This is a genomic window from Alcaligenes sp. PF14, from assembly GCF_037150615.1.
Taxonomy (GTDB): domain Bacteria; phylum Pseudomonadota; class Gammaproteobacteria; order Burkholderiales; family Burkholderiaceae_B; genus Alcaligenes; species Alcaligenes phenolicus.
On the sequence record NZ_JBAGRS010000005.1, the window covers coordinates 404,725 to 427,347 of the forward strand.

The following is a 22,623-nucleotide window of genomic DNA, read 5'->3' on the forward strand; positions in this document are numbered from 1 at the left end:
GCGTACTGTCCTAGCCAGGAACGCACAGATTTCGCTGTCAGTGGCCAGACAGTTCGATGGTAAGCGCTGGAGGCTGTACCACCATCATGACCACCCCAGGGATACCGACACACGGCTTTGAGCCTGTTACTTCGGCCAGCGAGCGCCTGATTCGCGGCTTGAGTCTTTACGTCATCCCTTTGTTTCTGATCATGCTCACTTTATGGGCATTACTGTTCCTGCCGAATCGCTACCCTACCGTTCCCGGTCAAAGTTTGGGCATTCAGGCGCTGGCCAGCCAGCAAGAGCATGCGGATCCAGAGTTACTGACACAATTGGAAAATGCCCCGACCCGGCAACGATTGCACCTGAGCGAGCCCCATTGGCTGCTGCTGACCCTGCCCGCCCCCTTCCCCCAGCAGGACCAGGTCCTGCACTTTCCGGCCTCCCCGATTTCTTCGCTGCACTGCCAAGACGCCCGCAGCGGCCAAGCCCTGCGTAACAGTGAGCTGGACCCGCCTACCCCGCTGTCACCCGCCCCGGTAAAAAGCTACACCCTGGAATTAGGCCAGGCGAACCACCCCGACACCGTGCTGTGCCGTGTCGAGACCTCCCGCCCCACCCTCCTGCAAGCTCAGCTCTGGGCCAGCGCTGACGTCACCAACTCCTCGATCCGTCTTAGCCGTGGCATAGGGCTGCTGGAAGGCGGCTTGCTGACCATGGCCATGTTCATGCTGGTGCTGGCCGCCACCAACCGCGCCTGGATCTACCTGCTGCTGTCAGTCTGGTTGATTGGCAACCTGCGCCTGGGTTCGATGGCCATGGGCTGGGATACCCAGTGGCTAGGCCAGATTCTGCCCTCGCAGTACATGCCGGTGCTGCGTCAGGTGACCATCGCCTGCTACTTCATCCTAAGCTATTCCCTGTTTACGGTATTGCTGGGCAACTCGATTACCACCGCCCGCCTGCAACGCTTGCTGCCTACGGTGGGCATACTGGGCCTGATCCTGTTACCCGTGTCCCTGCTGGCCCCGGCGTCCGTGTTCCAGCCCGTCATGTGGGTCAGCACCATCTACGCGCTGTGCTGCGTGTCTGCCGTGCTGCTGTCCATCCTCCTGCACACCCGCTCGCGCATCTTGCTCTGGCAGCTGGTGCTGCTCAGCATGGCCCTGTGCATGCTGATTTCAGCCATCTTTCTGGTGACCTTTGGTCGCTCCAGCTTTGTAGAGAACTTCAACGGTGTCATCGCCTTCCTGCTCTCCAATCTGATGGTGGCCCTGGCCGTAGGTGAACGCTTGCGAGAAGACCGCAGCGAATCCCTGCGCGCCCGTAACGAACTCATGGCCCACTACCTGCTGACTCCCGTCGGCATGTTCACCCTGAACGAATCCGGCGTCTTTCTGCGCATCAGTCCCATTCTGGCGCGCATGCTCAACATAGACGCAGACCCGAACGAAAGCACCATACACTGGACCAATTTCTTTCCCGAACAAGACTGGAAAGCTGTCGCCCAAAACACACAAAATGGTCAGGACGTGACCATTACCTACTACGACGCCGATGCCCAGCCCTGCCAATTTGCCTTGCGTGTGGCCATCGTCAATCAGTGCATTGAAGGATCTCTGCAAGACATCACCGCCCGTGCCGAGACCTACCGCCAACTGCGCCTGATGGCCGACAACGATCCGGTTACCAATGTCCTGAACCAGCGCGGTATCGAAAAAGCACTGGACGGCCTGCTCAGCCGCAGCCAGGACGACAAACCCTGCCTGCTGGCCTACTTGGACCTGAACCACATCAAATATGTGAACGGCACCTTCGGCCATTCCTCGGGTGATGCCCTGCTGCTGAAAGTCTGCGAGCAACTGGAATCCGTCCTGCGCAGCAAAGACAAGATTGGCCGCATCGGCAACGACGAATTTGTCATCATCTTTGAAGACTGCGAACCCGACCAGGCTCGCACTCTGGCCAATAGCGTGCTGGAATCGCTGAACAAAAGCCCCTTGCTGGCTGGCAACCGCAGTTTCAACCTGCGCAGCACACTGGGGCTGGTCGAAGTCGCCCCCGGCATGGCTCCGCAAGAAGCCATCTCCGCCGCCAGCCGAGCTGCCCGCGACGCCCGCCGCCTGCATCAGGACATGATTATCTACGGGCAGGACTCCAACGTCCTGCAAGAACACGCCGAAGAACTACGTTTATTTGAAGAGCTGGAAGGTGGCTCTTCTCGCGCGCTATACCTGGAAATGCAGCCTATCGCTGCCTTGCGTCGCCCCATGGACAGCCTGAACTTCGAGGCCTTGCTGCGCGTGCGCGACTCCTCTGGCCAGCTCATCCCTACCGGCCGCATCATCGCAGCAGCAGAAGAAAGCGGCACCATCACCATCATCGATAAATGGGTGTTCTCCGCCACCCTGGAATGGATGTCCAAACACGAAGCCCAGTTGAGCAAGACCCAATGGGTCACCATCAACCTGAGCGGCGTGTCCCTGAACGACGACACCTTCATCAAATGGCTCTTCGACATCCTGGCCCGATTCGAACACCTGGCCCGCCGACTGTGTGTAGAAATCACCGAAGGCGTCGCGCTGGACGACCTGGAGCACACACGTAATTTCATGCGTCGCCTGCAGAAAATGGGCGTGCGCATCGCACTGGATGACTTTGGAGCAGGGTACACCTCCTTCTCCTACCTGCGCGAACTGCCCGCCGATGCCATCAAGATTGACGGTGCCCTGATTTGCGACATGCTGAAAAAAGAAACCAACGTCGCCATTGTCCGAACCATTGTTGAACTGGCCAACAACCTGGGCATGATCAGCATCGCCGAATGGGTCGAAGACGTCCCCACCCTGAAAGCCCTGCAAGAACTGGGCGTAGACTACGTACAAGGCTTCATCATCTCCAAAGCCTGCACCCCTGCAGACCTGCTCAAAGCCCAAGCCATGACCGACTTGGTCCACGACGCCGCCGCCAGACAGTTCCTGATCGAATCCCAGGACAAGTTCCCGCCCGCCATGTAACTCAAATAGCTACCCAAGGCCCACAGAGGGCCTGACTGCTCAACAATAAGAAATAGGCGAATCCAGCTCCAAGCCCCACTTCGAATCAGCCGCAGCGTGCAACACAAGCTCAGACATGATTAAAGCAACAGAGGCTATTTCTTTGGCAACCCTGCAGGTGAATAAGCCTGTATTGAACCCAGCTCTGGATACACAGATAGGGATGGCTCATAAATAAACACTGTGAGCCGCTGGTGTGCGGGTCGGGGTGCCGGGGCGATTCAGAGTGCTTGCCGCGGGCAGAAGATCGCGTAGGGGTTCAAGCATCCTGCTGTTTGAGCACGACGCTTATGGTTTGTCCGGGGGACAAACCATCGTGCGAGTTCAGGATGCGCCCTACGCGATCTTCTGCCAAGGGCACCGGTGCGCAGCACCGGCAAGCGCTCAAGCCCCGACACCCCGACCCGCACACCAGCGGCGTCTCCCAGCGCTTATGTCACCCCACAAAGCACCATTCAAGCCCCTACCAGGCACCCGCCCCTAAAAGAACAAATAAACAGCCACAAAAAAACCCGAGTCCGGCACTCAGCCAAACTCGGGTTTCCCAATTCTACAACCGCCATTCCGAAGCCCAAACACAAGCCCCCCAGAACAGCAGAAACCTTACAGCTCCCCGTAGGAATGCAGCCCCGACAAGAACATATTCACGCCCAGGAACGCAAAGCTGGTAATCAGCAGCCCACCCAGCGCCCAATACGCTGCCATCGTGCCACGCAGCCCTTTAAGCAAGCGCAAGTGCAACCAAGCCGCATAGTTCAGCCACACAATCAAAGCCCAAGTCTCTTTCGGGTCCCACTGCCAGTAAGTGCCCCAAGCATCAGCGGCCCACAAGGCCCCCAACACCGTTGCCACCGTAAAGAAGGCAAAACCCACCGCAATCGCCCGGTACATGATGTCATCAAGCACCTCCAGCGAAGGCAGTTTGCGCGAAATCGGACCACGGAAATACAGAATCGTACCCACGATCACACTACCGATACCGAAATACAGCATCCAGGTAGGCGACAACTCGCGCGAACCAAAAATCATGGGCTCGGCACACAGAATCGCACCCAGCAAAAACACCGGAATCAGCTTGGCACGCGAACGCGTCTCGCCATTTTCCTTAACCAGATACGCAAAACCCACCATGGCCGCCAACGAGAACGTACCGTAACCAATAAAGTTGGCCGGCACGTGCAACTTCATCCACCAGCTTTTCAGCGCAGGCACCAAAGGCTGAATCTGATGCGCATCACGCGTGAAGGAATACCACAGCAGGAAAATAACCAGCGAACTGATCGCCAACAGCACAAAGCCACCCAAGGCTCGCGTGTTGTAACGACGCTCGTAATACATGTAGAACAAGGCCGTAATCAGCGCCAGCAGCACAAACACTTCATACAAATTGCTGACCGGAATATGACCGATGTCCGGACCCAACAAGTGACCTTCGCGCCAGCGTACCAGCAAACCTGTCATCCCGGCATAGATCGCCGCCCAGGTCAGCCCCGACCCCATCCAGGCCGCCGTATTGCTGAAAAAACCAGCCCAGTACATCACCGTAGCCAGAATGAACAGCGCGCACATCCACAAAATGGCGGACTGGGAAGAGAACAAATACTTCAGCAGAAAAACCGAATCGGCCTTTTCAATATCGCCGGTGCCCAAACCATCACCCGTGCTGTACAGCCAGACCGCCAGCAAAGCCGTCAAACCAGACAACACCAGCAGCGTGCGCAGCGGACGCCACAACCACCCCAGCCAGGCCACAAACGGCACGAAAGCCACCAGAATGATCTTTTCGTAGTAATCCATGCTGGTGCTGTACACATTGAGCGCATACGCCGCACCCAAAGCCAGTGCCACCAGAAACAGCACATCCGTCCAGTCCGGACGGCCACGGATACCGCGCCGGTCACCACTGGAAGCGATATTGTCTTGCCACATCGAGGGAGTGGCCGAAGAAAGGGTCTGCGCCATAGTAGCTACACCTTGTCAGACAGATAGCCGGTTGAACGCCGCTTTAAGGCGATCAAACTCGAGGTTAAAGTCCAAGTTGCGACGTTGAGATGTCATGGCAGCCATGACACTGCTGCCTTGGTTGTGAGGGCGAATCCAGACCCACACACGGCGATCCCGGATATAGAACATCGAGAACACGCCAATAATCAGAAACAAGCAACCCAAATACACAATGTACATGCCTGGGCTGCGCGCCACCTGGAATACGCTGGCTTGAACTTGCTCAAAGCTGTCCAAGGTCAACATAACCGGTGCCGGGTAATCAGGCAGGTTGGCAAACGCCAGTACAGCAGACTGAATCCAGCGATTGGCATCGCTATTTTCCTGACTGTAATCCAACTCCGGCAAACCTTGTTGCTGCCTGATCAAGTCACGCAATTCCGACAGTGTGAACTGAATCATGGGAATTGCAAAACCCAGAATACGCTCGCGCTCGGCCTCGGGGACACGGCTGATCAAGCCATCAAAACCGGCACGCACAAACGTCTGCAAAGCAGTTCTGGACGCGGAGAGCATCAACTCTTTTTGCTCGGGCGACGAAGAGTTACGCTCGGCAAAGCGCTCGGCCGCCTGGGTCACCAGGGCCTCGTTCTGCGTGGCCGCACGCAAATCCATGAATTCTTTCAAGGAACCCTTGTCGTCAGCCGGGAAACGCACATAGCGGAACGGCTCGGCGGGCGAAAAGCGCATACCGGCCAGAAACACCAGGGTGCCATCCAGCTCCACCGGCAGCATGTAGTTCACAAACTCGCGGGACTGGCCCTGATCGTCGATCAAGCGATAGTTCACGCTGGGGCCGACGTTCTTCAGATGCTGATCTTTCTTGTTGGCAGCGCTACCAGTAACAGCGGCCACGTGCTCAATCATGGCCTTGGGCTGAGGATCACCCTCACTCAGGTTTTCCACGTTGATGGGGCGCAGCTCGGTCAACTGAACCGTCAAAGCGTGTTCGTTGGGGCTTTCCTGGGCCGCAATGCCTACGGTTTCGCCCACTTTGCCATTTAGCGCAAAGGTCTTGGAACCAGGGCCTACCAAGGGATAGCCCTTCAGGCTGAGGATACTGCCGCCATCGTCAAAACCGGACTGGTAAACCGTGACCCCCTTGTAGCGCAGCGGCTCGTTCACCTCGATGGTGCGCTCGAACGTATCGCCCGTGACGGGATCGGTAACTTCCACTTCACTCTTGAAGCTGCTGGGCATGCCGGTTGAGTAGTACTCCACCAGGAAACGCTTGAGTTCCAGGGCAAAAGGCAGAGGCTGAATCAGGACGCCTTCACCGGAATTGACCACGGCAGTAGCCGTACGGGCTCCCTCTGGCACCAGCATATTGGCGCGGAAGCTGGGATTGCCCAAGCCCAGTCGACCCGACTCGGGCACCTGGGAAATCAGCATGTTTTCAGTAATGGGCTGTTTACCACCCAGCCACACCTGCAGGCGCACGGGCAATTCGCTGTCGAGCAGGCCGCCCACACAGATCACCACAATCGCCAAGTGGGCAAAAATGTAACCCAGCTTGTTGGCGCTGCCCTTCTTGGCTGCCATCATCATGCTGCCGTCGTCATCCTGACGCACGCGCACGGCGTAACCCTGGGACTGCAACCAGCCTTGCACCTGCTCGCGATTATGTTCGGGAGCACCGGCGCTTTCCAGTTCAATACGGTGGGGAAAGGCTTTCAGACTGCCGCCGCGCACATGCTCTTTGAACGTGCGCATTTCACGGATCATCTTGGGGGCATTACGAATGACGCACAGCGTGGTCGAGACCACCAGAAACGTCATGATGACCATGAACCAGCCACTGTTGTAGATGGACCAGATCGAAAAATGGTCGAAAAATTCAAACCAGTACGGCCCGAATTGATCGATATACGTATTGGCGGGCTGATTTTGCGCCAGAACAGTGCCGATCAGACTAGCTACGCAAATGAACATCAGCAAGCTGATGGCAAAGCGCATCGAACCGAGCAATTCCAGGAAATCGGCCGCAAAGCGACGTACGGGGGATACTTTTTTCACAAAGGCTAGCTTAGGAGGTGGGGGGTTTCACCGGAAACATCCAGACTTTGAACGCAGAACGCACACAAAGTTCGATCGCTGGACAAAACACCAACACGAGACCCGGCCCAAATCGGCACTGCCCGTTGTTAAGGCTCCCAAACTGCCATGACTATCAGGAAGCTGGGGCCAAAAAGCGAATGTCAGGCTTCAGACAGTCAGGGGGCCAATGGCCCCCTTGGACTGATTAACGCAGGCCAGCTGCGAAATCTGACACGGCTGCAATGTCGGCGTCCGACATGCGATCCGCGATGTCATGCATCATCGGGCCATTGGCACGGTCGCCGCTGCGGAACAATTTGAGCTGTTCGGCAATGTAGCCAGGGTGCTGGCCAGCCAGACGGGGGAACTGACCGGGCATACCAGCGCCATCAGGCGAGTGGCAAGCGGCACAGGCCGCAACACCGCGCTCGGGCAAACCGCCGCGCCAGATCTTCTGGCCACGTTCCATGGTGTCTTCTTTGGTAGCGTTAGCTGCCTGATCCCAGTTCACGGGCTGTTGGGACAGGAAGAAAGCCACGTTTTGCATGTCTTCTTCGGTCATGCCAGCAGCAATGGCGGTCATCAGGCTGTTGGCGCCTTCAGGGCCGCGACGGGAAGGCACAGACTTCTCGTCCTTGGCACGGAAATCGTGCAGCTGCTTGACCAGGTACTCGTACGGCTGGTGAGCCAGCGACGGGTTGACCGGAATAATACTGTTGCCGCCATCCCCGTGACAGGTCACACAGGCCAGCACGCCACGCGACATCTCACCTTGCAGGTAGAGCTGCTCGCCTTTGGCGGCATCTGGCTTGGGCAGACCAGCTGCATTGGCCACGTTAGCGGTAAAAACCACAGAGCAAGCCATCGTCAGGCTGCTTGCGATAACGACTCGGGAAAGCGCACGCTTCATTTGGACCTCGATAATCGCGAATCAATCGGGGTGCCGCATGCGCCCCGCAAAAGCCACCGTAAGCCGCTGGTCAGTACCCAGTGGACTACGACATTACTGTTTCAAATCGAGAGATTATACAATAGGCGCTGAACCAATATGGAATTACGCTGCAACCATGTCGATACTGCACCGCGCTCACTTCACGATTTCAGCTGCTCAGATCGATCAGCTGCCTCCTCCCGGACCGCCAGAGGTCTGTTTTGTGGGGCGCTCCAATGCGGGCAAATCCTCCGCCATCAATGTGTTGGCCAACCAACGGAAACTGGCTTTTTCCAGTAAAACGCCGGGACGAACACGCCTGATCAATATGTTCGGCATCCCCGACCCGCTCTCGCCGGGCGACTTTCTGGGCCACCTGGTGGACTTGCCCGGCTACGGCTACGCCGCCGTGGCGCGCCACGAAAAGCAGGACTGGGCCGAAATTCTGGGCGAGTACCTGGTCTCCCGCCCCTCGATTGCCGGCATTGTGTTGCTAATCGACATCCGACGCGGCGTGACCGACCTGGATATGCGTCTGGCCGACTGGATTGCACCTACCGGCAAGCCCGTACTGGCTCTTTTGACCAAGGCCGACAAACTGCCGTATGGTCAACGCATCAAGGCGGTGGCCGAAGTGCGCCGCCAACTCCGGGAAATTGGCGCCCTGCATGCGCTGCCCTTCTCCTCCACTGATCGTATCGGCTTGCCCGAAGCGACCGAATGCATCGAAAACTGGATTTCTCCGAAGGTTGTTCCATGACTCGTTTTATTCCTCCTGCCGACTTTCCAAACACTCGCCTGCGCCGTAACCGCCGCGACGAGTTTTCCCGCCGTCTGGTGCGTGAAAACCGCCTGTCCACAGACGACCTGATCTACCCGGTCTTTGTGCGTGAAGGCGAGAAAGTTCAGGAGCAAGTGGGCTCCATGCCCGGCGTTATGCGCTATTCGCCTGATGAACTGATGCGCGTGGCCGAACAGTGTCTGGAGCTGGGCATCCCCGTGTTGTCCCTGTTCCCGTCCATCGACCCGTCCCTCAAAACGCCGGATGGCAGCGAAGCCGCCAACCCGAACGGCCTGATTCCGCGCGTTGTGGGCATGCTCAAGCAGCAATTCCCCGAGCTGGGCGTGCTGACTGACGTGGCTCTGGACCCCTACACCAGCCATGGCCAGGACGGCATTCTGGACGAAGCCGGTCACATCCTGAACGAAGAGACGGTCGCCATGCTAATCCGCCAGGCCCAGACGCAAGCCCAGGCTGGTGTGGACATTGTGGCCCCCAGCGACATGATGGACGGCCGCATCGGCTCCATCCGCGCCGCTTTGGACAAGGACCAGTTCATCCACACCCGCATCATGGCTTACTCGGCCAAGTACGCCAGCGCCTTCTACGGCCCCTTCCGCGACGCGGTGGGCTCGGCTGCCAATCTGGGCCGCTCCAACAAGAACACCTACCAGATGGACCCCGCCAACCGTAACGAAGCCCTGCGCGAAGTGGCCGCCGATATCCGCGAAGGTGCCGATATGGTCATGGTCAAACCTGGCCTGCCTTACCTGGACATCCTGCGCGACGTAAAAGACGCCTTTGGCATGCCAACCTACGCCTACCAAGTCAGCGGCGAGTACGCGATGATCAAGGCCGCCGCCCAGAACGGCTGGCTGGACCACGACAAGGTCATGATGGAGTCTCTGCTGGCATTCAAGCGTGCTGGTGGCGACGGCATTCTGACCTATTTCGCCATCGAAGCCGCCAAGCTGATGCGCGAACAGAACTGCTGATTCACATCAATCAGAACGCAAAAAACGCAGCCTGTGAGCTGCGTTTTTTGTTGTGTGTACGCGACGATCTGTCGTCTGTTAAGCCCTGATAAGCCCTATTCGGGGCAAATCAGGAACTTCAGGCACCGGCCAGAACCTCATCCAGCACCTTGGAAAAGCGACTGGCATCCTGAAAACCGATCACGCGCAATTGTTCCAGCTGTTTGCCCTTGGAATCGAAAAACATGATGCCGGGAGGGCCAAACAGGCGGAAATGTTTCAGCAACTCCCTGTCCTCGGGAGTGTTGGCTGTCACATCCACCTGCAGCAAATCAAACTGTGCCATACGCTGTGCAACCGCAGGATCACTGAACGTGAAATTCTCCATTTCAATGCAGGACACACACCAGTCTGCGTAGAAATCCAGCATGACGGGACGGGTGGTCTTGGCCAGCCGTCCTTCCAGCTCCTGCAAGGTGAGTACGCGCTGAAACTCCACTTTGCTTTGAGCGGCTGCCACCGTACCGGACGATTTCAGCCCTTCCAGTGGACGAATCACGCTAGGACGACCCAGGGCAATACTGATCATCATCATGATGGCCCAGACCGCCAACATCATGCCTACGCCCTGGCGCAAACCCGACCAAGGTGTGCGCGCTGCCGTACCGCGCCCAAACGCACCCAGCAAGGCCGCGGCCCACAAAGCCAAAACGACCCAGCCAAAGACCGCGATCGTGCCGGACATCAAGGGCGAGACCATCCACCAGGCCGTAGCCAACAGCAAAACACCAAAGGCGGTTTTGACACTTTCCATCCAGGCACCGGCCTTGGGCAACACACTGCCAGAACCCGCGCCCACAATCAGCAGCAACACGCCCGACCCCCAGGCCAAGGCGAACAGAGCCGAGCCGCCCAGAACCACATCACCCGTCTGCGAGATAAACAGCAGCACACCCGCCAAAGGCGCTGCTACGCAAGGGCCGACGATCAGCGCAGACAGCATGCCCATCAGGAACACACCACCCATCTGCCCGCCCGGCAAACGGTTCATGGTTTCATTCAGGCGATTTTGCAGCGCTGCCGGGGCCTGCACCGTAAATACATCCAGCATGGACAAGGCCAGCACCACCAGGATCAGGGCAAACAAGCCCAAGACCCACGGATTCTGCAACCAGCTTGCCAAGCCTGCGCCCAGCAAACCTGCCGCCACACCCAGCAAGGTGTAGACCAGAGACAAGCCCAACACAAAGGCAAAAGCCATTTTCAAACCATGCCAGCGCGATGGCGCAGGCTGACTACGGCCCGCAATGATGGACAGCAGAATCGGCACCATCGGCAAGACGCAGGGTGTAAAGGACAGCAGCAAGCCGAACACAAAGCTCAGCAGCACAATCTGCCCCCAACCTGCTTGCTTGAGGTAATCCGCCAAGCCCACATCACTCAGGCTCAAGGCCGACGCGACACCACCTGTGCTGGCAGATGTAGCCGTAGACGTCGTGGCTGCGGTGTCTGCTTTCTGATCCGAGCCTTCACCCGGCGCAGGCACCGACACCACACCAAAGGGGCCTGCCACTTCCCAGCCCTGTCCGGTGGGGATCAGGGTCAAGGTTTGCGTAGAGGGGGAATAGCACAAGCCAGCATCGGCACAACCCTGGCTGACTACATCAATTTTCAGATCCTGGCCCGTACCGCTATCGGCCAGAACAGGCACTCGCAGAGTGACCGAGTTGCGGTAGACCTCCATGACTTCGTCAAAGGTAGGGTCGTACACCTTTTCGCCATCGGGAAGCTGGGGAGTACCCAAATGCTCGGCCTTCTCGGTCGATATCCCGAAGCGCTTGCGATACATATAGTATTCAGGCGCAATCTGGAAATGGATATCCAGCTGATCGGGCTGGCTCATGGCCGCGGTCAGTACAAAAGCCTGTTCCGGGTCCAGAAACTCTTCTTCTGCCTGCGCCGTCAATGGCGTTGCCAGCCAGGCCAGCATCAGGACAAAGAAAACAGCAAACCACGCGCCAAGACGCTGGGCAGAAAACGGAGAACGCTTCAAAGACAAAGGCACAAATCTATTCCGGTTTTTTAGGCTGGGCTATCTGAGATCACGCTGGACGCGTCTGGGTGCGGACCCAATCCAGATAAGCGGTGAAACCACCAACAACCGGAAGCACAATCAATTCAGGCAGTTCGTAAGGATGCTGCTCTCGCAAGCGATCTGCCAGTTCCGGTAGCCGGGCCACTGTGGTTTTGAAAGTCAGCGTGATTTCCTCATCACCCTGTAACTCCCCTTGCCACATGTACATAGACAAACTGGCGGGCGCAAGGTTCGCACAAGCGGCAATTCCATCTTCAACCAGGTGATGAGCCAGGTACTTGGCCAGCATCATATCGGGCACCGTCGTCTGCACCAGCACCAATTGCTGTGCATCCAGATCGGGCAAGGTCAAGGCCAGTTTGGGTTTGGAACTGGAGGAATTCTCAGAGGACATGCAGGGCTCCTAATCAAGCCCTTAGTGTAGCGCCGGATGCCGGCGCTTAGATGCTGGACCGAGGTCGAGTCAGGCCGCTTAATGTTTCAGAGGGGCGCTCGCCATAGCGATGTCGATAGTCAGCAGAGAACTGTCCCAAGTGGGCAAAGCCACAGGCCAGGGCCACTTCGGTGACTGACATGCCACCTTCCTGCAAATATCGGCGGGCCGCTTCCAAACGCATCTGCTTTAGACGCGCCATCGGTGCGACACCCAAATGTTCCCGGAACCCCGCATACAGACTGCGCACACTAACACCTGCCGCTTGGGCTATATCGCCAATCGTGATGGGCTGGCCGGTCTGACTTTCCATGAAATCCAGGGCACGTCGCAAAACATGCGGCAAGGCTGCCGCGGTCTTATGGGCGGGCTGATTGTGCTGGTGCAGCTCGAACAAGGCATAAATCAGGGTCTGCTCGAATTGGCGTACCTGACGGGGCTGATCAAACAAAGTGCCGTCCGACACTTCGGCAAACTGCCAATCCAGCAAGCGGCGCAAACTGGCCCCGCCAGGCGCATCCAAAGGAATGGAAGGCTGAAACTCCAAGGGGCCGCGTACAGGCTGCGCAAAATACTCCTGATAGTGGCGCTCCAGCCCTTGGCGTCCAATACGCACAAACAGCTTATCGGCCTCCAGACTATGTTCCATGCTGAAGTCTTGAGTCGGGCTGATGATGGAAGCCAGGCGAGAGGTAGACGCGAAACGTCCGTGCGCCGTATGAATCTGCTCTTGTCCCGACAGAGGAATTTGCAAGAGATAGAAGTCGTCCAGTGGCTGGGGCTGAATCTGCACCTGCGCGCCATAGCGCAAACGACCATAGGCCACATCCTGGCCTTGGCGTAGATACAAGCGTGCATTCAGACGCTGACGAGTATCCGCCAGGGTCAGACTATGCGGGCAGAAAACCTGGGAGATATAGTGCTGAACGCAGTCCACATCCTGCGAATGCAGCTGGGCATAGCGATTCAGTATGGTGGTCATGAGCGTCGCAACAAGCGATAAAAAAAGCTGTGCCTTAGTGTGGCACAGCCTCTTGCACTGCAACATCGAGACTATCCCTAGGCCCGGCTAAGGTGCCAAGACAGAGACAGCGATCCCGACGATTTACTGGCCCTGAAAACGGCCAAAACGTCCCTGCCAATACAGCAAAGGCGAATCCTGTGCCTGCTCGGCATGGTGCACCTGCAAGACACGGCCCAATACCAAAGCATGGCTATGACGTTCAATTACTTCCACGATCTGGCAGGCCAAAGCGGCAGGAGCTTGTCGTGCCAACCAGATACCGTGCTCGGTACGCAGCCAATCATGTCCGGCATAACGCGCATCGCCTTGCTCGCCTTTGAAACCGGCAAACTGCAAAGCCATGCCTGCCTGCTCGACACCCAGAATATTCACACCGAACAGGCCACTGTCACGCATTAAAGGCCAGGACGAGGAGCTTTGATTCACACAGACCAGTACCTCTGCCGGATCTGCGGCTACCGAGGTGACCGACGTTGCCGTCAGGCCGCTACGCTGGCCCTGGTGTTCGACCGTAATCACATTGGCCGTGCCACCCAGATGGCGCATAGCAAGTTTGAACTGCTCGGCAGAAACTCCAGGCGCGTGCAGCGCTTGGTCTGTCGGCAAGGAAGCCAATTCCACAGGCATGATTCACCCTTTTTTAATCTTATGGGCAGCACAGTCATCAGGACGGTGCTGCCTGCGTGGCGTACGTGAACTGGCTATCCCCCAGAGCAAACCCAAGCCTGCCCGATAGCCAGAAAATCGCTCTTAGCGAATGCCACGCTGCTGCAACAAAGGCAGCACAGTATCACGGAAATAAGGGAATTCCTTTACATAGTCCACAAAGGACAAGGTTGTTCCCCGGAAACCGGTTTCGTGCAACGCACACAAACCGTCAGCCACTTGCTCGGGCGTACCCACCAGCGGGAAGCCACCATGGCCCGCGGCCATACGCTCGCGAATCTGCTCCAGCAGCTCGTGCGGGAAGGAATGGGCGTGGGCAAACTGCAAATTCATCAGGTTATCCACGGCACCATTGTCGATATTGGCCATGATGCGTTCCCACTCGGCCTTGGCCTCGGCTTGCGTCGGACGGCAAACCACGTGCGAGAAGGTCATCACATCAACCTTGCGGCCTTGCGCTTGGCCTTGTGCCTTGAGTTCAGCCACTTCTTTCCTGGAGCGCTCCAACTCCATGGCAGGCGTGAACAGGAAGTTCGCGTTGCGGCTGGCGAACTCGCGGCCCTGACCGGAACCAGCGGCGTTAAAGATAGGTGGATCAAACTCAGGACGAGGATTGCCGTAGACGCCTTTGGCCTGAAAGTACTTGCCATCCCAATCGAAGCGACCGTCGTGGTGCCAGATCTTCTTGATCAGATCGAACCACTCTTGTGCATAGCCATAGCGGGTTTCGTGATCATCAGGCAACTTCACACCCAAAGCGTCGTACTCGGGCTTGTTCCAGCCAGCCACAATATTCAGACCGACACGGTTGCCGCTCATCTGCGCCATAGTGGCGATCTGCTTGGCGATCACAACGGGGTGGTTCGCAACGGTGTGCAAAGTGGCAAACACGCTGATATTGCGAGTATTGGCCAGCAAGGCCGTCGCCCAGGTGACAGTTTCCAGTACATAGCCGTGGAAATCGGTTTCGCCACCGTAACCAATCCAACGGGCGATAGGCAGCATGAAGTCGATGCCAGCATCGTCCAGCAGCTTGCCCAACTTCAGATTGTTTTCCCACGTAGCCTGCCAGCGATCGGGCAAGGTCGATACCGTCATGCCACCACCGCAGTTGGTAGCAAAGGTTCCCAGCAGAAACTTATCGTGTGTGAGCAATGTATTCTGTGCCATCGCCAGTCTCCTGAAAATCGTTGTTCTTTACAGCTCACCACCATGGCGAAGCTGACATAGCGCAGATTTTAGGGATTGGCTTTACGGCCCACTATCGGATCACTGCCGGTTTTATCAATTGCCTGCAATTATTTGAACTTTAAAGCTCTACAGGCCACCCAACCTAGCAAAAACCCTTATATAACAGCGACTTGTCGCGTTTTCAAAACTATTTTTCGGTCAATGAACCCTGCTTTACACCTTCACACTGTACTGAAACGGAGTCCACGCTCTGGCTCAAGCCCACGCTTGAACTTATAAGAGGGGTAAGCTTGGCACTAAGCCTGGGGCAAAAGCAAAACGAAGGTGGGAAACAAGGCCAGCAGCAACAGCAGCAACAAGGTTAAGGCCTTCCCAAAAACGCCCAGCCCGTGATGAACAAAACCCCGCGCCGCCAATAAAAAAACGGACTCCTGAGAGTCCGTTTTCAATACTACTGTAGAAACAAGCGGCGCTTATTCAGCAGCGGCTTCTTCCTGAACTTCTGGACGATCCACCAGCTCCATGAATGCCATAGGAGCGTTGTCACCCTGACGGAAACCCATTTTCAGGATGCGGGTGTAGCCGCCGTTACGCTCTTGGTAACGTGGGCCGAAAACTTCAAACAGCTTGGTCACTGCATCGCGGTCGCGCAGACGGGCGAAAGCCAGACGACGGTTTGCCAAGGTTGGGTTTTTAGCCAAAGTGATCAGAGGCTCAACCACGCGGCGCAGCTCTTTAGCTTTAGGCAGGGTGGTTTTGATGGCTTCGTGAGTCAGCAGGGACACGGACATGTTGCGGAACATGGCCAAACGGTGGCTGCTGGTACGATTCAGTTTACGTAGACCGTGACGGTGACGCATGATGATTTTCCTAAATAATGAATCTAATTGGCACGCCGCTTATGCGACATGCGTAAATCCGGTTCTTCTATCAGCTAAGCTGCGGACCAGATGGACAGCGCAAAACTATAGCACATTTTCAGCCGCCACCTACACTTTTTGCAGGTGTACAACACCAGAAAAAGTGTAAGCGGCGTCTAAGTACGTCTGTCTTGCTTACTACTTATGGACGCTCAAGACCCAGTGGTGGCCAGTTTTCGAGCTTCATGCCCAAAGTCAGGCCACGTGCAGCCAACACTTCCTTGATTTCGTTCAAGGACTTGCGACCCAGGTTTGGAGTCTTCAACAGTTCGTTTTCGGTACGCTGGATCAGATCGCCGATGTAGTAGATATTTTCGGCTTTCAGGCAGTTTGCGGAACGAACCGTCAGTTCCAGATCGTCGACAGGACGCAGCAACACAGGATCGATCTGTGGAGCGCCACGCACTGGAGCTTCGTAGGCATCGCCCACACCTTCCAGAGCAGCAAACACAGAGATTTGATCCATCAGGATGCGAGCGGACTGGCGCACGGCTTCCTCGGGCGAGATCACGCCGTTGGTTTCAATGTCCAGAACCAGCTTGTCCAGGTCAGTACGCTGTTCCACACGGGCGTTTTCGACCGCGTAGCTAACACGACGCACTGGGCTGTAGGAGGCGTCCAGCACGATACGACCGATCGTGTGGGTGCGATCATCAGCCAGGGCGCGCACGTTACCAGGAACGTAGCCACGGCCTTGCTCAACCTTGATTTGCATTTCCAGCTTGCCGTCGTCGGTCAGGGTGGCAATCACATGATTGGGGTTGATGATTTCAACGTCGTGCGGCAATTCGATGTCGCTGGCCAGAACTTGGCCGGCGCCTTCCTTGCGCAGGATCAGGGTAACTTCTTCACGGCTGTGCAGCTTGAAGACCACGCCCTTCAGGTTCATCAAGATATCAACCACGTCCTCGCCCACGCCTGGCAGCGTGGAATACTCGTGCACCACACCGGTAATCTGCACTTCAGTGGGTGCATAGCCGGTCATGGAGGACAGCAAGATACGACGCAGTGCGTTGCCCAGAGTGTGGCCGTAGCCGCGCTCGAAAGGCTCCATGATCACCTTGGCGTGATTTTTGCTGATCGGTTCAACTTCGATGGAACGGGGTTTCAAAAAACCTTGAGACATTCGATTTCCTTTTCAATACCCTCGGCTCGTTACACCGATAAGGCTGACGGAAACTGGCAAAGCCAGCGGGATAGTATCGCAAAGCCCACTTGCCGAAAATCGGGAAGTGGGCCTGCGATTACTGCATTGCGTAAGAGGTCTTCGCGTACAAAATTAACGCGAGTACAACTCAACAACCAGCGATTCGTTGATGTCTTGAGCGACATCAGCGCGATCAGGAGCTTGCTTGAACACGCCGGACAGCTTGGCGGTGTCAACTTCTACCCACTGAGGCAAGCCAATGCCCGTAGCCAGATCCAGGGATTCCTTGATACGGCCTTGGGATTTAGCTTTTTCGCGCACGGAAACAACGTCACCAGCCTTGATCAGCATGGAAGCGATGTCAGCGGTGTGACCATTGACTTCGATTGCACGGTGGTTCACCAGCTGACGTGCTTCTGCACGTGTAGAGCCAAAGCCCATGCGGTAAACCACGTTGTCCAGACGCGATTCCAGCAATTGAATCAGCGTTTCACCGGTGTTGCCACGACGGCGGTCAGCTTCAACGTAGTACTTGCGGAACTGCTTTTCCAGCACGCCGTACATACGCTTGAGCTTTTGCTTTTCGCGCAGCTGCAGACCGAAGTCAGACGTACGAGCACCGGAGGTGCGGCCGTGCTGACCAGGACGCGATTCCAGTTTGCACTTGGAATCCAGCGAGCGACGGGCGCTCTTCAAAAACAGATCGGTACCCTCGCGACGCGAGAGCTTGCATTTTGGTCCAATATAACGAGCCACTTCGCTTCCCCTTAGATGCGACGACGCTTGGGCGGACGGCAGCCGTTATGCGGAACCGGTGTGATGTCTGCAATGCTGGTGATCTTGATACCCAGAGCATTCAGAGCACGCACAGACGATTCACGGCCTGGACCGGGGCCCTTGATGCGAACTTCAAGATTTTTAATACCGTATTCCATGGCAGTACGGCCGGCTGTTTCAGCGGCAACCTGCGCGGCAAACGGCGTGGATTTACGAGAGCCTTTAAAGCCCGCGCCACCCGACGTAGCCCAGGACAATGCGTTGCCCTGACGGTCAGTAATGGTGATGATCGTGTTGTTAAAAGAAGCGTGGACGTGAGCAATCCCGTCCGACACGCTTTTTTTGACTTTCTTGCGTGCGCGTGAAGCGCTGCTAGAAGCTTTGGCCATCTTCTATTCCTCGATTATTTCTTCAGGGACGCGGCGGCGCGACGCGGACCTTTACGGGTGCGAGCGTTAGTGCGTGTACGTTGGCCGCGCACTGGCAGACCGCGACGATGACGCATGCCACGGTAAGTTCCCAAGTCAGCCAAACGCTTGATCGAGAGCTGAACTTCACGACGCAGGTCACCTTCTACGGTGAACAGGCCGATCTGTTCGCGAATGCGCTCGAGTTCCGCGTCGGTCAGATCTTTGACCTTCTTGGAGTATTCAATACCCGATGCTTCGCAAATCTTGCGAGCGCGGGTGCGACCGATGCCGAAAATCGCGGTAAGACCGATTTCGGCGTGTTGATGCGGCGGGATGTTAATGCCGGCAATACGGGCCATGGTTATTCCTTGTTAAATCGGTTGCGTTTCGGCAACTTAGCCTTGACGCTGCTTATGACGTGGATCGGTGCAGATGACACGCACCACGCCATGACGTTTAATGATTTTGCAGTTGCGGCAGATCCGCTTTACTGATGCCATTACCTTCATGGTTTGACTCCTAGTTTCCTGTAACCGGCCGCTTATTTGGAGCGGAACACAATTCGTGCTCGGGATAGATCATAGGGCGTGAGCTCCACAGTGACCTTATCGCCCGGCAGAATCCGGATATAGTGCATACGCATTTTGCCTGAAATGTATCCGAGCACTACGTGACCATTTTCCAGCTTGACGCGAAAAGTTGCGTTGGGAAGGTTCTCAAGAACCTGTCCCTGCATTTGAATGACGTCGTCCTTTGCCATTTTCGTGAATTACCGCATCGGCAAGCTCGAGCCTTTGAAGTTAGCCTTCTTGAGCAGCGAGTCGTATTGTTGTGACATGACATAGGCCTGGGCCTGCGCCATGAAGTCCATGGTTACTACAACAATAATCAGCAAGGATGTGCCGCCAAAATAGAACGGTACATTCCAGCGCATTTGCAAGAACTCTGGTACCAAACACACCAAGGTAATGTAGATCGCACCGGCCAAAGTCAGACGCATCAAGATCTTGTCGATATAACGCGCTGTCTGATCACCGGGACGAATCCCTGGTACGAAGGCTCCACTCTTTTTCAGGTTGTCTGCAGTTTCGCGGCTGTTGAACACCAGGGCCGTGTAGAAAAAGCAGAACAAAATGATCAGCGCGGAGAACAAAGTAATGTAAAGCGGCTGACGCGGCGACAAAGCAGCCTCGATTTCACGCAACCAACCCAGACCGGGTGTGCTGGAGAACCAATTAGCAATTGTCGCTGGCAACAGAATGATGGACGAAGCGAAGATCGGAGGGATCACGCCAGCCATGTTCAGTTTCAGCGGCAAATGCGAGCTTTGACCACCATAGATACGGTTACCTACTTGCCGTTTGGCGTAGTTGACCGTGATACGACGCTGACCACGCTCGACAAAGACGACGAAGTACGTGACGGCGGCTACTAAAACGAGGATAAACAGTGCCGATAGAATCGACATGGAATCCGTACGCACCAGATCAAGCATACCGCCCAAAGCATTAGGCAGACCCGCTACGATACCGGCGAAGATCAGGATGGAAATACCATTACCCAATCCACGTTCAGTGATTTGTTCACCCAGCCACATGACGAACATGGTGCCAGTGACCAGTGTTACCACTGTCGTGAAGCGAAACAGCATCCCTGGGTCGATAACCAGACCGGGCTGCGATTCTAGAGCGATGGAAATCCCAACTCCCTGGAACAAAGCCAAAAAGACCGTTCCGTAACGGGTGTATTGCGTGATCTTGCGACGACCCGACTCACCCTCTTTCTTGATTGCTTCCAGCGTGGGCACCACAGCGGTCATCAATTGCATGATGATGGACGCAGAGATGTAGGGCATGATTCCCAGTGCGAACACTGAGAATCGCTCTAAAGCACCACCGGAGAACATATTAAACAAACCCAGAATACCACTCTGGTTTTGAGTAAACAGTTCGGACAAGGCATCAGGATTGATGCCTGGTACCGGAATGTGCGTACCCAAGCGGTAGACAATCAGGGCGAGCAACAGGAAAACGAGACGACGTTTCAAATCGCCGTAGCGCGGACCCGACTTACTCTGTGCCTGAGCTTTTGCCACCGTGACCCCTTTTTATTCCAGCGAGCCGCCGGCTGCTTCGATCGCGGCGCGAGCGCCGGCCGTTGCATTAATGCCTTTCAGCGCAACTTTACGGGAAAGTTCACCGGACTTGATGACTTTAGCGTAACGCACCATTTGGCCAACCACGCCAGCCTGCTTCAGTGCCTGGACGTCGATAACTTCGGCATCCATTTTTTGCAGTTCGGACAGACGTACTTCTGCGTACAGGTGGTCGTCCAGGGTGGTGAAACCACGCTTGGGCAAACGACGTTGCAAAGGCATTTGACCGCCTTCGAAACCGACTTTATGAAAACCACCCGAGCGGGATTTCTGGCCTTTATGACCACGTCCGCCGGTTTTGCCCAAGCCGGAACCGACACCGCGACCAACACGACGTGCTGCGTGTTTGGCGCCAGCGGCGGGCTTGAGATTGTTCAATTGCAATTCAGACATCCCGATTCCTTTCAGGCTTCCGAGACCGTAACCAGATAATCCACCTTGCGGATCATCCCACGAACCTCAGGAGTATCAACCAATACACGGCTGGTGTTGACTCGGCGCAGACCCAGGCCGCGAACGGTGTCGCGATGGCTTTGCTTTGTGCCGATGACCGAACGCACCAACGTAACTTTGATTTGTTTCTGTGCCATGACTTACCCCAGAATTTCTTCAACTGTCTTGCCGCGCTTGGCAGCAATGTCAGCAGGTGTCGAGCAAGCACGCAAACCGTTCAATGTAGCGCGAACCATGTTGTATGGGTTGCTGGAACCCAGGCTCTTGGCTACGACGTTGCGCACGCCCATCACTTCGAAGATAGCGCGCATTGGGCCACCGGCGATAACGCCAGTACCTTCAGCTGCGGGAGAGATCAGAACGGTGGCTGCACCGTGCTTACCAACTACGGTGTGATGCAAGGTGCCGTTCTTCAGAGGCACTTTGATCAGACCACGACGGGCCTGTTCCATTGCCTTCTGAACAGCAACGGGTACTTCGCGGGCCTTGCCCTTACCCATGCCGATGCGACCATCGCCATCACCGACCACGGCCAGCGAAGCAAAGCTCATGGTGCGACCACCTTTAACGACTTTGCTGACGCGGTTGACCGCAATCATCTTTTCTTTCAGGCCGTCATCGCGCTCTTGCTCTGGAGCCTGTCTGCCTTGTGCTTTAGCCATTTGATAATTCCTTTAGAATTTCAAGCCGGCTTCACGCGCGGCCTCGGCCAGCGCTTTCACGCGGCCATGGTAACGGAAGCCCGAGCGGTCAAAAGCAACCGTCTCGATGCCCGCAGCCTTCGCCTTTTCGGCGACGCGCTTGCCAACCAGGCTGGCTGCCGCTACGTTGCTGCCAACGGCCAATTCTTTGCGAACTTCGGTCTCGACAGTGGAAGCACTGACCAGAACGCGGTCGCCTTCGGGCGAGATGATGCTCGCGTAAATATGCGTATTCGTGCGATGCACCGACAGGCGGTGTACGCGCAGCTCGGCGATCTTGCGGCGAGTAGCCACTGCACGACGCATACGGGATTGTTTCTTGTCCATGATTCGTCCTTGCCTGCGGGCTTATTTCTTCTTGGTTTCCTTGAGGATGACGCGTTCGCCGACGTAACGTACACCTTTGCCTTTGTAAGGCTCTGGTGGACGATAGCCACGAATTTCTGCGGCAACCTGACCAACCACCTGCTTGTTCGAGCCCTTGATCACGACTTCCGTCGGAGTTGGGCACTCGGCTTTGATGCCTTCAGGCAGGTCGTGCACGATGTCGTGCGAGAAACCCAGTTGCAACTTCAAGGCATTACCCTGGACGGAGGCACGGAAACCCACGCCAACCAGACTCAGCTTGCGTTCGAAACCGGCGCTCACGCCAACAACCATGTTGTTGACCAGTTGGCGCACGGTGCCGGACATTGCGTTTGCGTGACGAGTTTCGTTCGCAGGCACAAAAGACAGCTGACCGTCTTGAAGTTCAATAGTGACGTCGCCAGTCAGAGTTTGAACCAAAGTGCCCAGAGGGCCTTTGACCGTGATCTGATCAGCGGCAATGGTCGTTTCTACGCCTTTAGGCAGGGAAACGGGATACTTAGCGATACGTGACATATGA

General features: G+C 56.2%; 24 protein-coding genes. 3 read left to right on the forward strand and 21 right to left on the reverse strand.

The window, feature by feature from the left end:
• Nucleotides 1-86: 86 nt before the first annotated feature.
• Nucleotides 87-2,999 (forward strand): EAL domain-containing protein, encoded by a 2,913-nt coding sequence (locus WFM49_RS13325; RefSeq protein WP_254500177.1) that lies wholly within the window; start codon nucleotides 87-89, stop codon nucleotides 2,997-2,999.
• A gap of 642 nt (nucleotides 3,000-3,641) precedes the next feature.
• Here WFM49_RS13325 and ccsB read toward each other — a convergent pair.
• The 3 genes from ccsB to WFM49_RS13340 all read right to left on the reverse strand — a co-directional run bounded on the left by ccsB (nucleotide 3,642) and on the right by WFM49_RS13340 (nucleotide 7,989).
• The gene (gene ccsB, locus WFM49_RS13330; RefSeq protein WP_009459951.1) at nucleotides 3,642-5,000 is read right to left on the reverse strand and encodes a c-type cytochrome biogenesis protein CcsB; all 1,359 of its coding nucleotides are present in this window, start codon (nucleotides 4,998-5,000) and stop codon (nucleotides 3,642-3,644) included.
• Nucleotides 5,001-5,015: 15 nt separating this feature from the next.
• A complete protein-coding gene (locus WFM49_RS13335; protein WP_336973697.1) occupies nucleotides 5,016-7,058 on the reverse strand; it encodes a cytochrome c biogenesis protein ResB in 2,043 nt (680 codons plus the stop codon).
• Nucleotides 7,059-7,284: 226 nt separating this feature from the next.
• Nucleotides 7,285-7,989 carry a c-type cytochrome gene (locus WFM49_RS13340; RefSeq protein WP_031232587.1) on the reverse strand — a complete coding sequence of 235 codons (705 nt, stop codon included), beginning with the start codon at nucleotides 7,987-7,989 and terminating at the stop codon, nucleotides 7,285-7,287.
• Between the two features lie 157 nt (nucleotides 7,990-8,146).
• Here WFM49_RS13340 and yihA point away from each other — a divergent pair, with 157 nt between their 5' ends.
• On the forward strand, nucleotides 8,147-8,770 hold the full coding sequence (yihA, locus tag WFM49_RS13345; RefSeq protein WP_009459957.1) for a ribosome biogenesis GTP-binding protein YihA/YsxC: 624 nt from the start codon (nucleotides 8,147-8,149) through the stop codon (nucleotides 8,768-8,770).
• Entirely contained in the window at nucleotides 8,767-9,786 is a 1,020-nt protein-coding gene (hemB, locus tag WFM49_RS13350; protein ID WP_035269608.1) for a porphobilinogen synthase, read from the forward strand. Before yihA ends, hemB begins: the two co-directional genes overlap by 4 nt.
• A gap of 118 nt (nucleotides 9,787-9,904) precedes the next feature.
• Here hemB and dsbD read toward each other — a convergent pair whose 3' ends face one another.
• From dsbD to rplF, 18 genes are all read right to left on the reverse strand, one after another.
• On the reverse strand, nucleotides 9,905-11,830 hold the full coding sequence (dsbD, locus tag WFM49_RS13355) for a protein-disulfide reductase DsbD (protein ID WP_336973701.1): 1,926 nt from the start codon (nucleotides 11,828-11,830) through the stop codon (nucleotides 9,905-9,907).
• Between the two features lie 37 nt (nucleotides 11,831-11,867).
• Nucleotides 11,868-12,254: a divalent-cation tolerance protein CutA gene (cutA, locus tag WFM49_RS13360; RefSeq protein ID WP_009459966.1), complete on the reverse strand. Its 387-nt coding sequence runs from the start codon at nucleotides 12,252-12,254 to the stop codon at nucleotides 11,868-11,870.
• 46 nt (nucleotides 12,255-12,300) lie between these two features.
• Nucleotides 12,301-13,275 (reverse strand): AraC family transcriptional regulator, encoded by a 975-nt coding sequence (locus WFM49_RS13365; protein WP_009459968.1) that lies wholly within the window; start codon nucleotides 13,273-13,275, stop codon nucleotides 12,301-12,303.
• Between the two features lie 123 nt (nucleotides 13,276-13,398).
• Nucleotides 13,399-13,944, reverse strand: a complete 546-nt coding sequence (locus WFM49_RS13370) for a flavin reductase family protein (RefSeq protein WP_009459970.1) — start codon at nucleotides 13,942-13,944, stop codon at nucleotides 13,399-13,401.
• Nucleotides 13,945-14,067: 123 nt separating this feature from the next.
• Complete coding sequence (locus WFM49_RS13375; RefSeq protein ID WP_336973705.1) at nucleotides 14,068-15,153, reverse strand: LLM class flavin-dependent oxidoreductase; 1,086 nt, start codon at nucleotides 15,151-15,153, stop codon at nucleotides 14,068-14,070.
• A gap of 494 nt (nucleotides 15,154-15,647) precedes the next feature.
• A complete protein-coding gene (rplQ, locus tag WFM49_RS13380) occupies nucleotides 15,648-16,034 on the reverse strand; it encodes a 50S ribosomal protein L17 (protein ID WP_003805334.1) in 387 nt (128 codons plus the stop codon).
• Nucleotides 16,035-16,236: 202 nt separating this feature from the next.
• Nucleotides 16,237-17,220: a DNA-directed RNA polymerase subunit alpha gene (locus tag WFM49_RS13385; protein WP_003805337.1), complete on the reverse strand. Its 984-nt coding sequence runs from the start codon at nucleotides 17,218-17,220 to the stop codon at nucleotides 16,237-16,239.
• A 153-nt stretch (nucleotides 17,221-17,373) separates the two neighbouring features.
• On the reverse strand, nucleotides 17,374-17,997 hold the full coding sequence (rpsD, locus tag WFM49_RS13390; protein WP_009459976.1) for a 30S ribosomal protein S4: 624 nt from the start codon (nucleotides 17,995-17,997) through the stop codon (nucleotides 17,374-17,376).
• 11 nt (nucleotides 17,998-18,008) lie between these two features.
• A complete protein-coding gene (rpsK, locus tag WFM49_RS13395; RefSeq protein ID WP_003805343.1) occupies nucleotides 18,009-18,407 on the reverse strand; it encodes a 30S ribosomal protein S11 in 399 nt (132 codons plus the stop codon).
• 14 nt (nucleotides 18,408-18,421) lie between these two features.
• A complete protein-coding gene (gene rpsM / locus WFM49_RS13400; protein WP_003805346.1) occupies nucleotides 18,422-18,787 on the reverse strand; it encodes a 30S ribosomal protein S13 in 366 nt (121 codons plus the stop codon).
• Between the two features lie 36 nt (nucleotides 18,788-18,823).
• Nucleotides 18,824-18,937: a 50S ribosomal protein L36 gene (gene rpmJ / locus WFM49_RS13405; protein ID WP_003805360.1), complete on the reverse strand. Its 114-nt coding sequence runs from the start codon at nucleotides 18,935-18,937 to the stop codon at nucleotides 18,824-18,826.
• 32 nt (nucleotides 18,938-18,969) lie between these two features.
• Complete coding sequence (gene infA / locus WFM49_RS13410) at nucleotides 18,970-19,188, reverse strand: translation initiation factor IF-1 (RefSeq protein ID WP_003805361.1); 219 nt, start codon at nucleotides 19,186-19,188, stop codon at nucleotides 18,970-18,972.
• A 9-nt stretch (nucleotides 19,189-19,197) separates the two neighbouring features.
• The gene (gene secY / locus WFM49_RS13415) at nucleotides 19,198-20,523 is read right to left on the reverse strand and encodes a preprotein translocase subunit SecY (protein WP_003805363.1); all 1,326 of its coding nucleotides are present in this window, start codon (nucleotides 20,521-20,523) and stop codon (nucleotides 19,198-19,200) included.
• A gap of 12 nt (nucleotides 20,524-20,535) precedes the next feature.
• Complete coding sequence (gene rplO, locus WFM49_RS13420; protein WP_022983333.1) at nucleotides 20,536-20,976, reverse strand: 50S ribosomal protein L15; 441 nt, start codon at nucleotides 20,974-20,976, stop codon at nucleotides 20,536-20,538.
• Nucleotides 20,977-20,987: 11 nt separating this feature from the next.
• Nucleotides 20,988-21,173 (reverse strand): 50S ribosomal protein L30, encoded by a 186-nt coding sequence (gene rpmD / locus WFM49_RS13425; protein ID WP_003805366.1) that lies wholly within the window; start codon nucleotides 21,171-21,173, stop codon nucleotides 20,988-20,990.
• A gap of 3 nt (nucleotides 21,174-21,176) precedes the next feature.
• On the reverse strand, nucleotides 21,177-21,698 hold the full coding sequence (gene rpsE, locus WFM49_RS13430) for a 30S ribosomal protein S5 (RefSeq protein ID WP_003805367.1): 522 nt from the start codon (nucleotides 21,696-21,698) through the stop codon (nucleotides 21,177-21,179).
• 12 nt (nucleotides 21,699-21,710) lie between these two features.
• The gene (rplR, locus tag WFM49_RS13435; protein ID WP_009459977.1) at nucleotides 21,711-22,064 is read right to left on the reverse strand and encodes a 50S ribosomal protein L18; all 354 of its coding nucleotides are present in this window, start codon (nucleotides 22,062-22,064) and stop codon (nucleotides 21,711-21,713) included.
• 21 nt (nucleotides 22,065-22,085) lie between these two features.
• Nucleotides 22,086-22,619: a 50S ribosomal protein L6 gene (rplF, locus tag WFM49_RS13440; RefSeq protein ID WP_009459978.1), complete on the reverse strand. Its 534-nt coding sequence runs from the start codon at nucleotides 22,617-22,619 to the stop codon at nucleotides 22,086-22,088.
• Between the last annotated feature and the right edge of the window lie 4 nt (nucleotides 22,620-22,623).

Bases quoted from the DNA above. Each gene is read 5' to 3' on its own strand.
- rpmD (WP_003805366.1), bottom strand. From the start codon at position 21,173: ATGGCACAGAAACAAATCAAAGTTACGTTGGTGCGTTCGGTCATCGGC.
- WFM49_RS13365 (WP_009459968.1), bottom strand. From the start codon at position 13,275: ATGACCACCATACTGAATCGCTATGCCCAGCTGCATTCGCAGGATGTG.
- rpsM (WP_003805346.1), bottom strand. From the start codon at position 18,787: ATGGCCCGTATTGCCGGCATTAACATCCCGCCGCATCAACACGCCGAA.
- rpmJ (WP_003805360.1), bottom strand. From the start codon at position 18,937: ATGAAGGTAATGGCATCAGTAAAGCGGATCTGCCGCAACTGCAAAATC.
- rplF (WP_009459978.1), bottom strand. From the start codon at position 22,619: ATGTCACGTATCGCTAAGTATCCCGTTTCCCTGCCTAAAGGCGTAGAA.
- yihA (WP_009459957.1), top strand. From the start codon at position 8,147: ATGTCGATACTGCACCGCGCTCACTTCACGATTTCAGCTGCTCAGATC.
- WFM49_RS13340 (WP_031232587.1), bottom strand. From the start codon at position 7,989: ATGAAGCGTGCGCTTTCCCGAGTCGTTATCGCAAGCAGCCTGACGATG.
- rplO (WP_022983333.1), bottom strand. From the start codon at position 20,976: ATGTCTGAATTGCAATTGAACAATCTCAAGCCCGCCGCTGGCGCCAAA.
- infA (WP_003805361.1), bottom strand. From the start codon at position 19,188: ATGGCAAAGGACGACGTCATTCAAATGCAGGGACAGGTTCTTGAGAAC.
- WFM49_RS13375 (WP_336973705.1), bottom strand. From the start codon at position 15,153: ATGGCACAGAATACATTGCTCACACACGATAAGTTTCTGCTGGGAACC.
- rplR (WP_009459977.1), bottom strand. From the start codon at position 22,064: ATGGACAAGAAACAATCCCGTATGCGTCGTGCAGTGGCTACTCGCCGC.
- hemB (WP_035269608.1), top strand. From the start codon at position 8,767: ATGACTCGTTTTATTCCTCCTGCCGACTTTCCAAACACTCGCCTGCGC.
- WFM49_RS13325 (WP_254500177.1), top strand. From the start codon at position 87: ATGACCACCCCAGGGATACCGACACACGGCTTTGAGCCTGTTACTTCG.
- WFM49_RS13370 (WP_009459970.1), bottom strand. From the start codon at position 13,944: ATGCCTGTGGAATTGGCTTCCTTGCCGACAGACCAAGCGCTGCACGCG.
- WFM49_RS13385 (WP_003805337.1), bottom strand. From the start codon at position 17,220: ATGTCTCAAGGTTTTTTGAAACCCCGTTCCATCGAAGTTGAACCGATC.
- rplQ (WP_003805334.1), bottom strand. From the start codon at position 16,034: ATGCGTCACCGTCACGGTCTACGTAAACTGAATCGTACCAGCAGCCAC.
- rpsK (WP_003805343.1), bottom strand. From the start codon at position 18,407: ATGGCCAAAGCTTCTAGCAGCGCTTCACGCGCACGCAAGAAAGTCAAA.
- cutA (WP_009459966.1), bottom strand. From the start codon at position 12,254: ATGTCCTCTGAGAATTCCTCCAGTTCCAAACCCAAACTGGCCTTGACC.
- rpsE (WP_003805367.1), bottom strand. From the start codon at position 21,698: ATGGCTAAAGCACAAGGCAGACAGGCTCCAGAGCAAGAGCGCGATGAC.
- ccsB (WP_009459951.1), bottom strand. From the start codon at position 5,000: ATGGCGCAGACCCTTTCTTCGGCCACTCCCTCGATGTGGCAAGACAAT.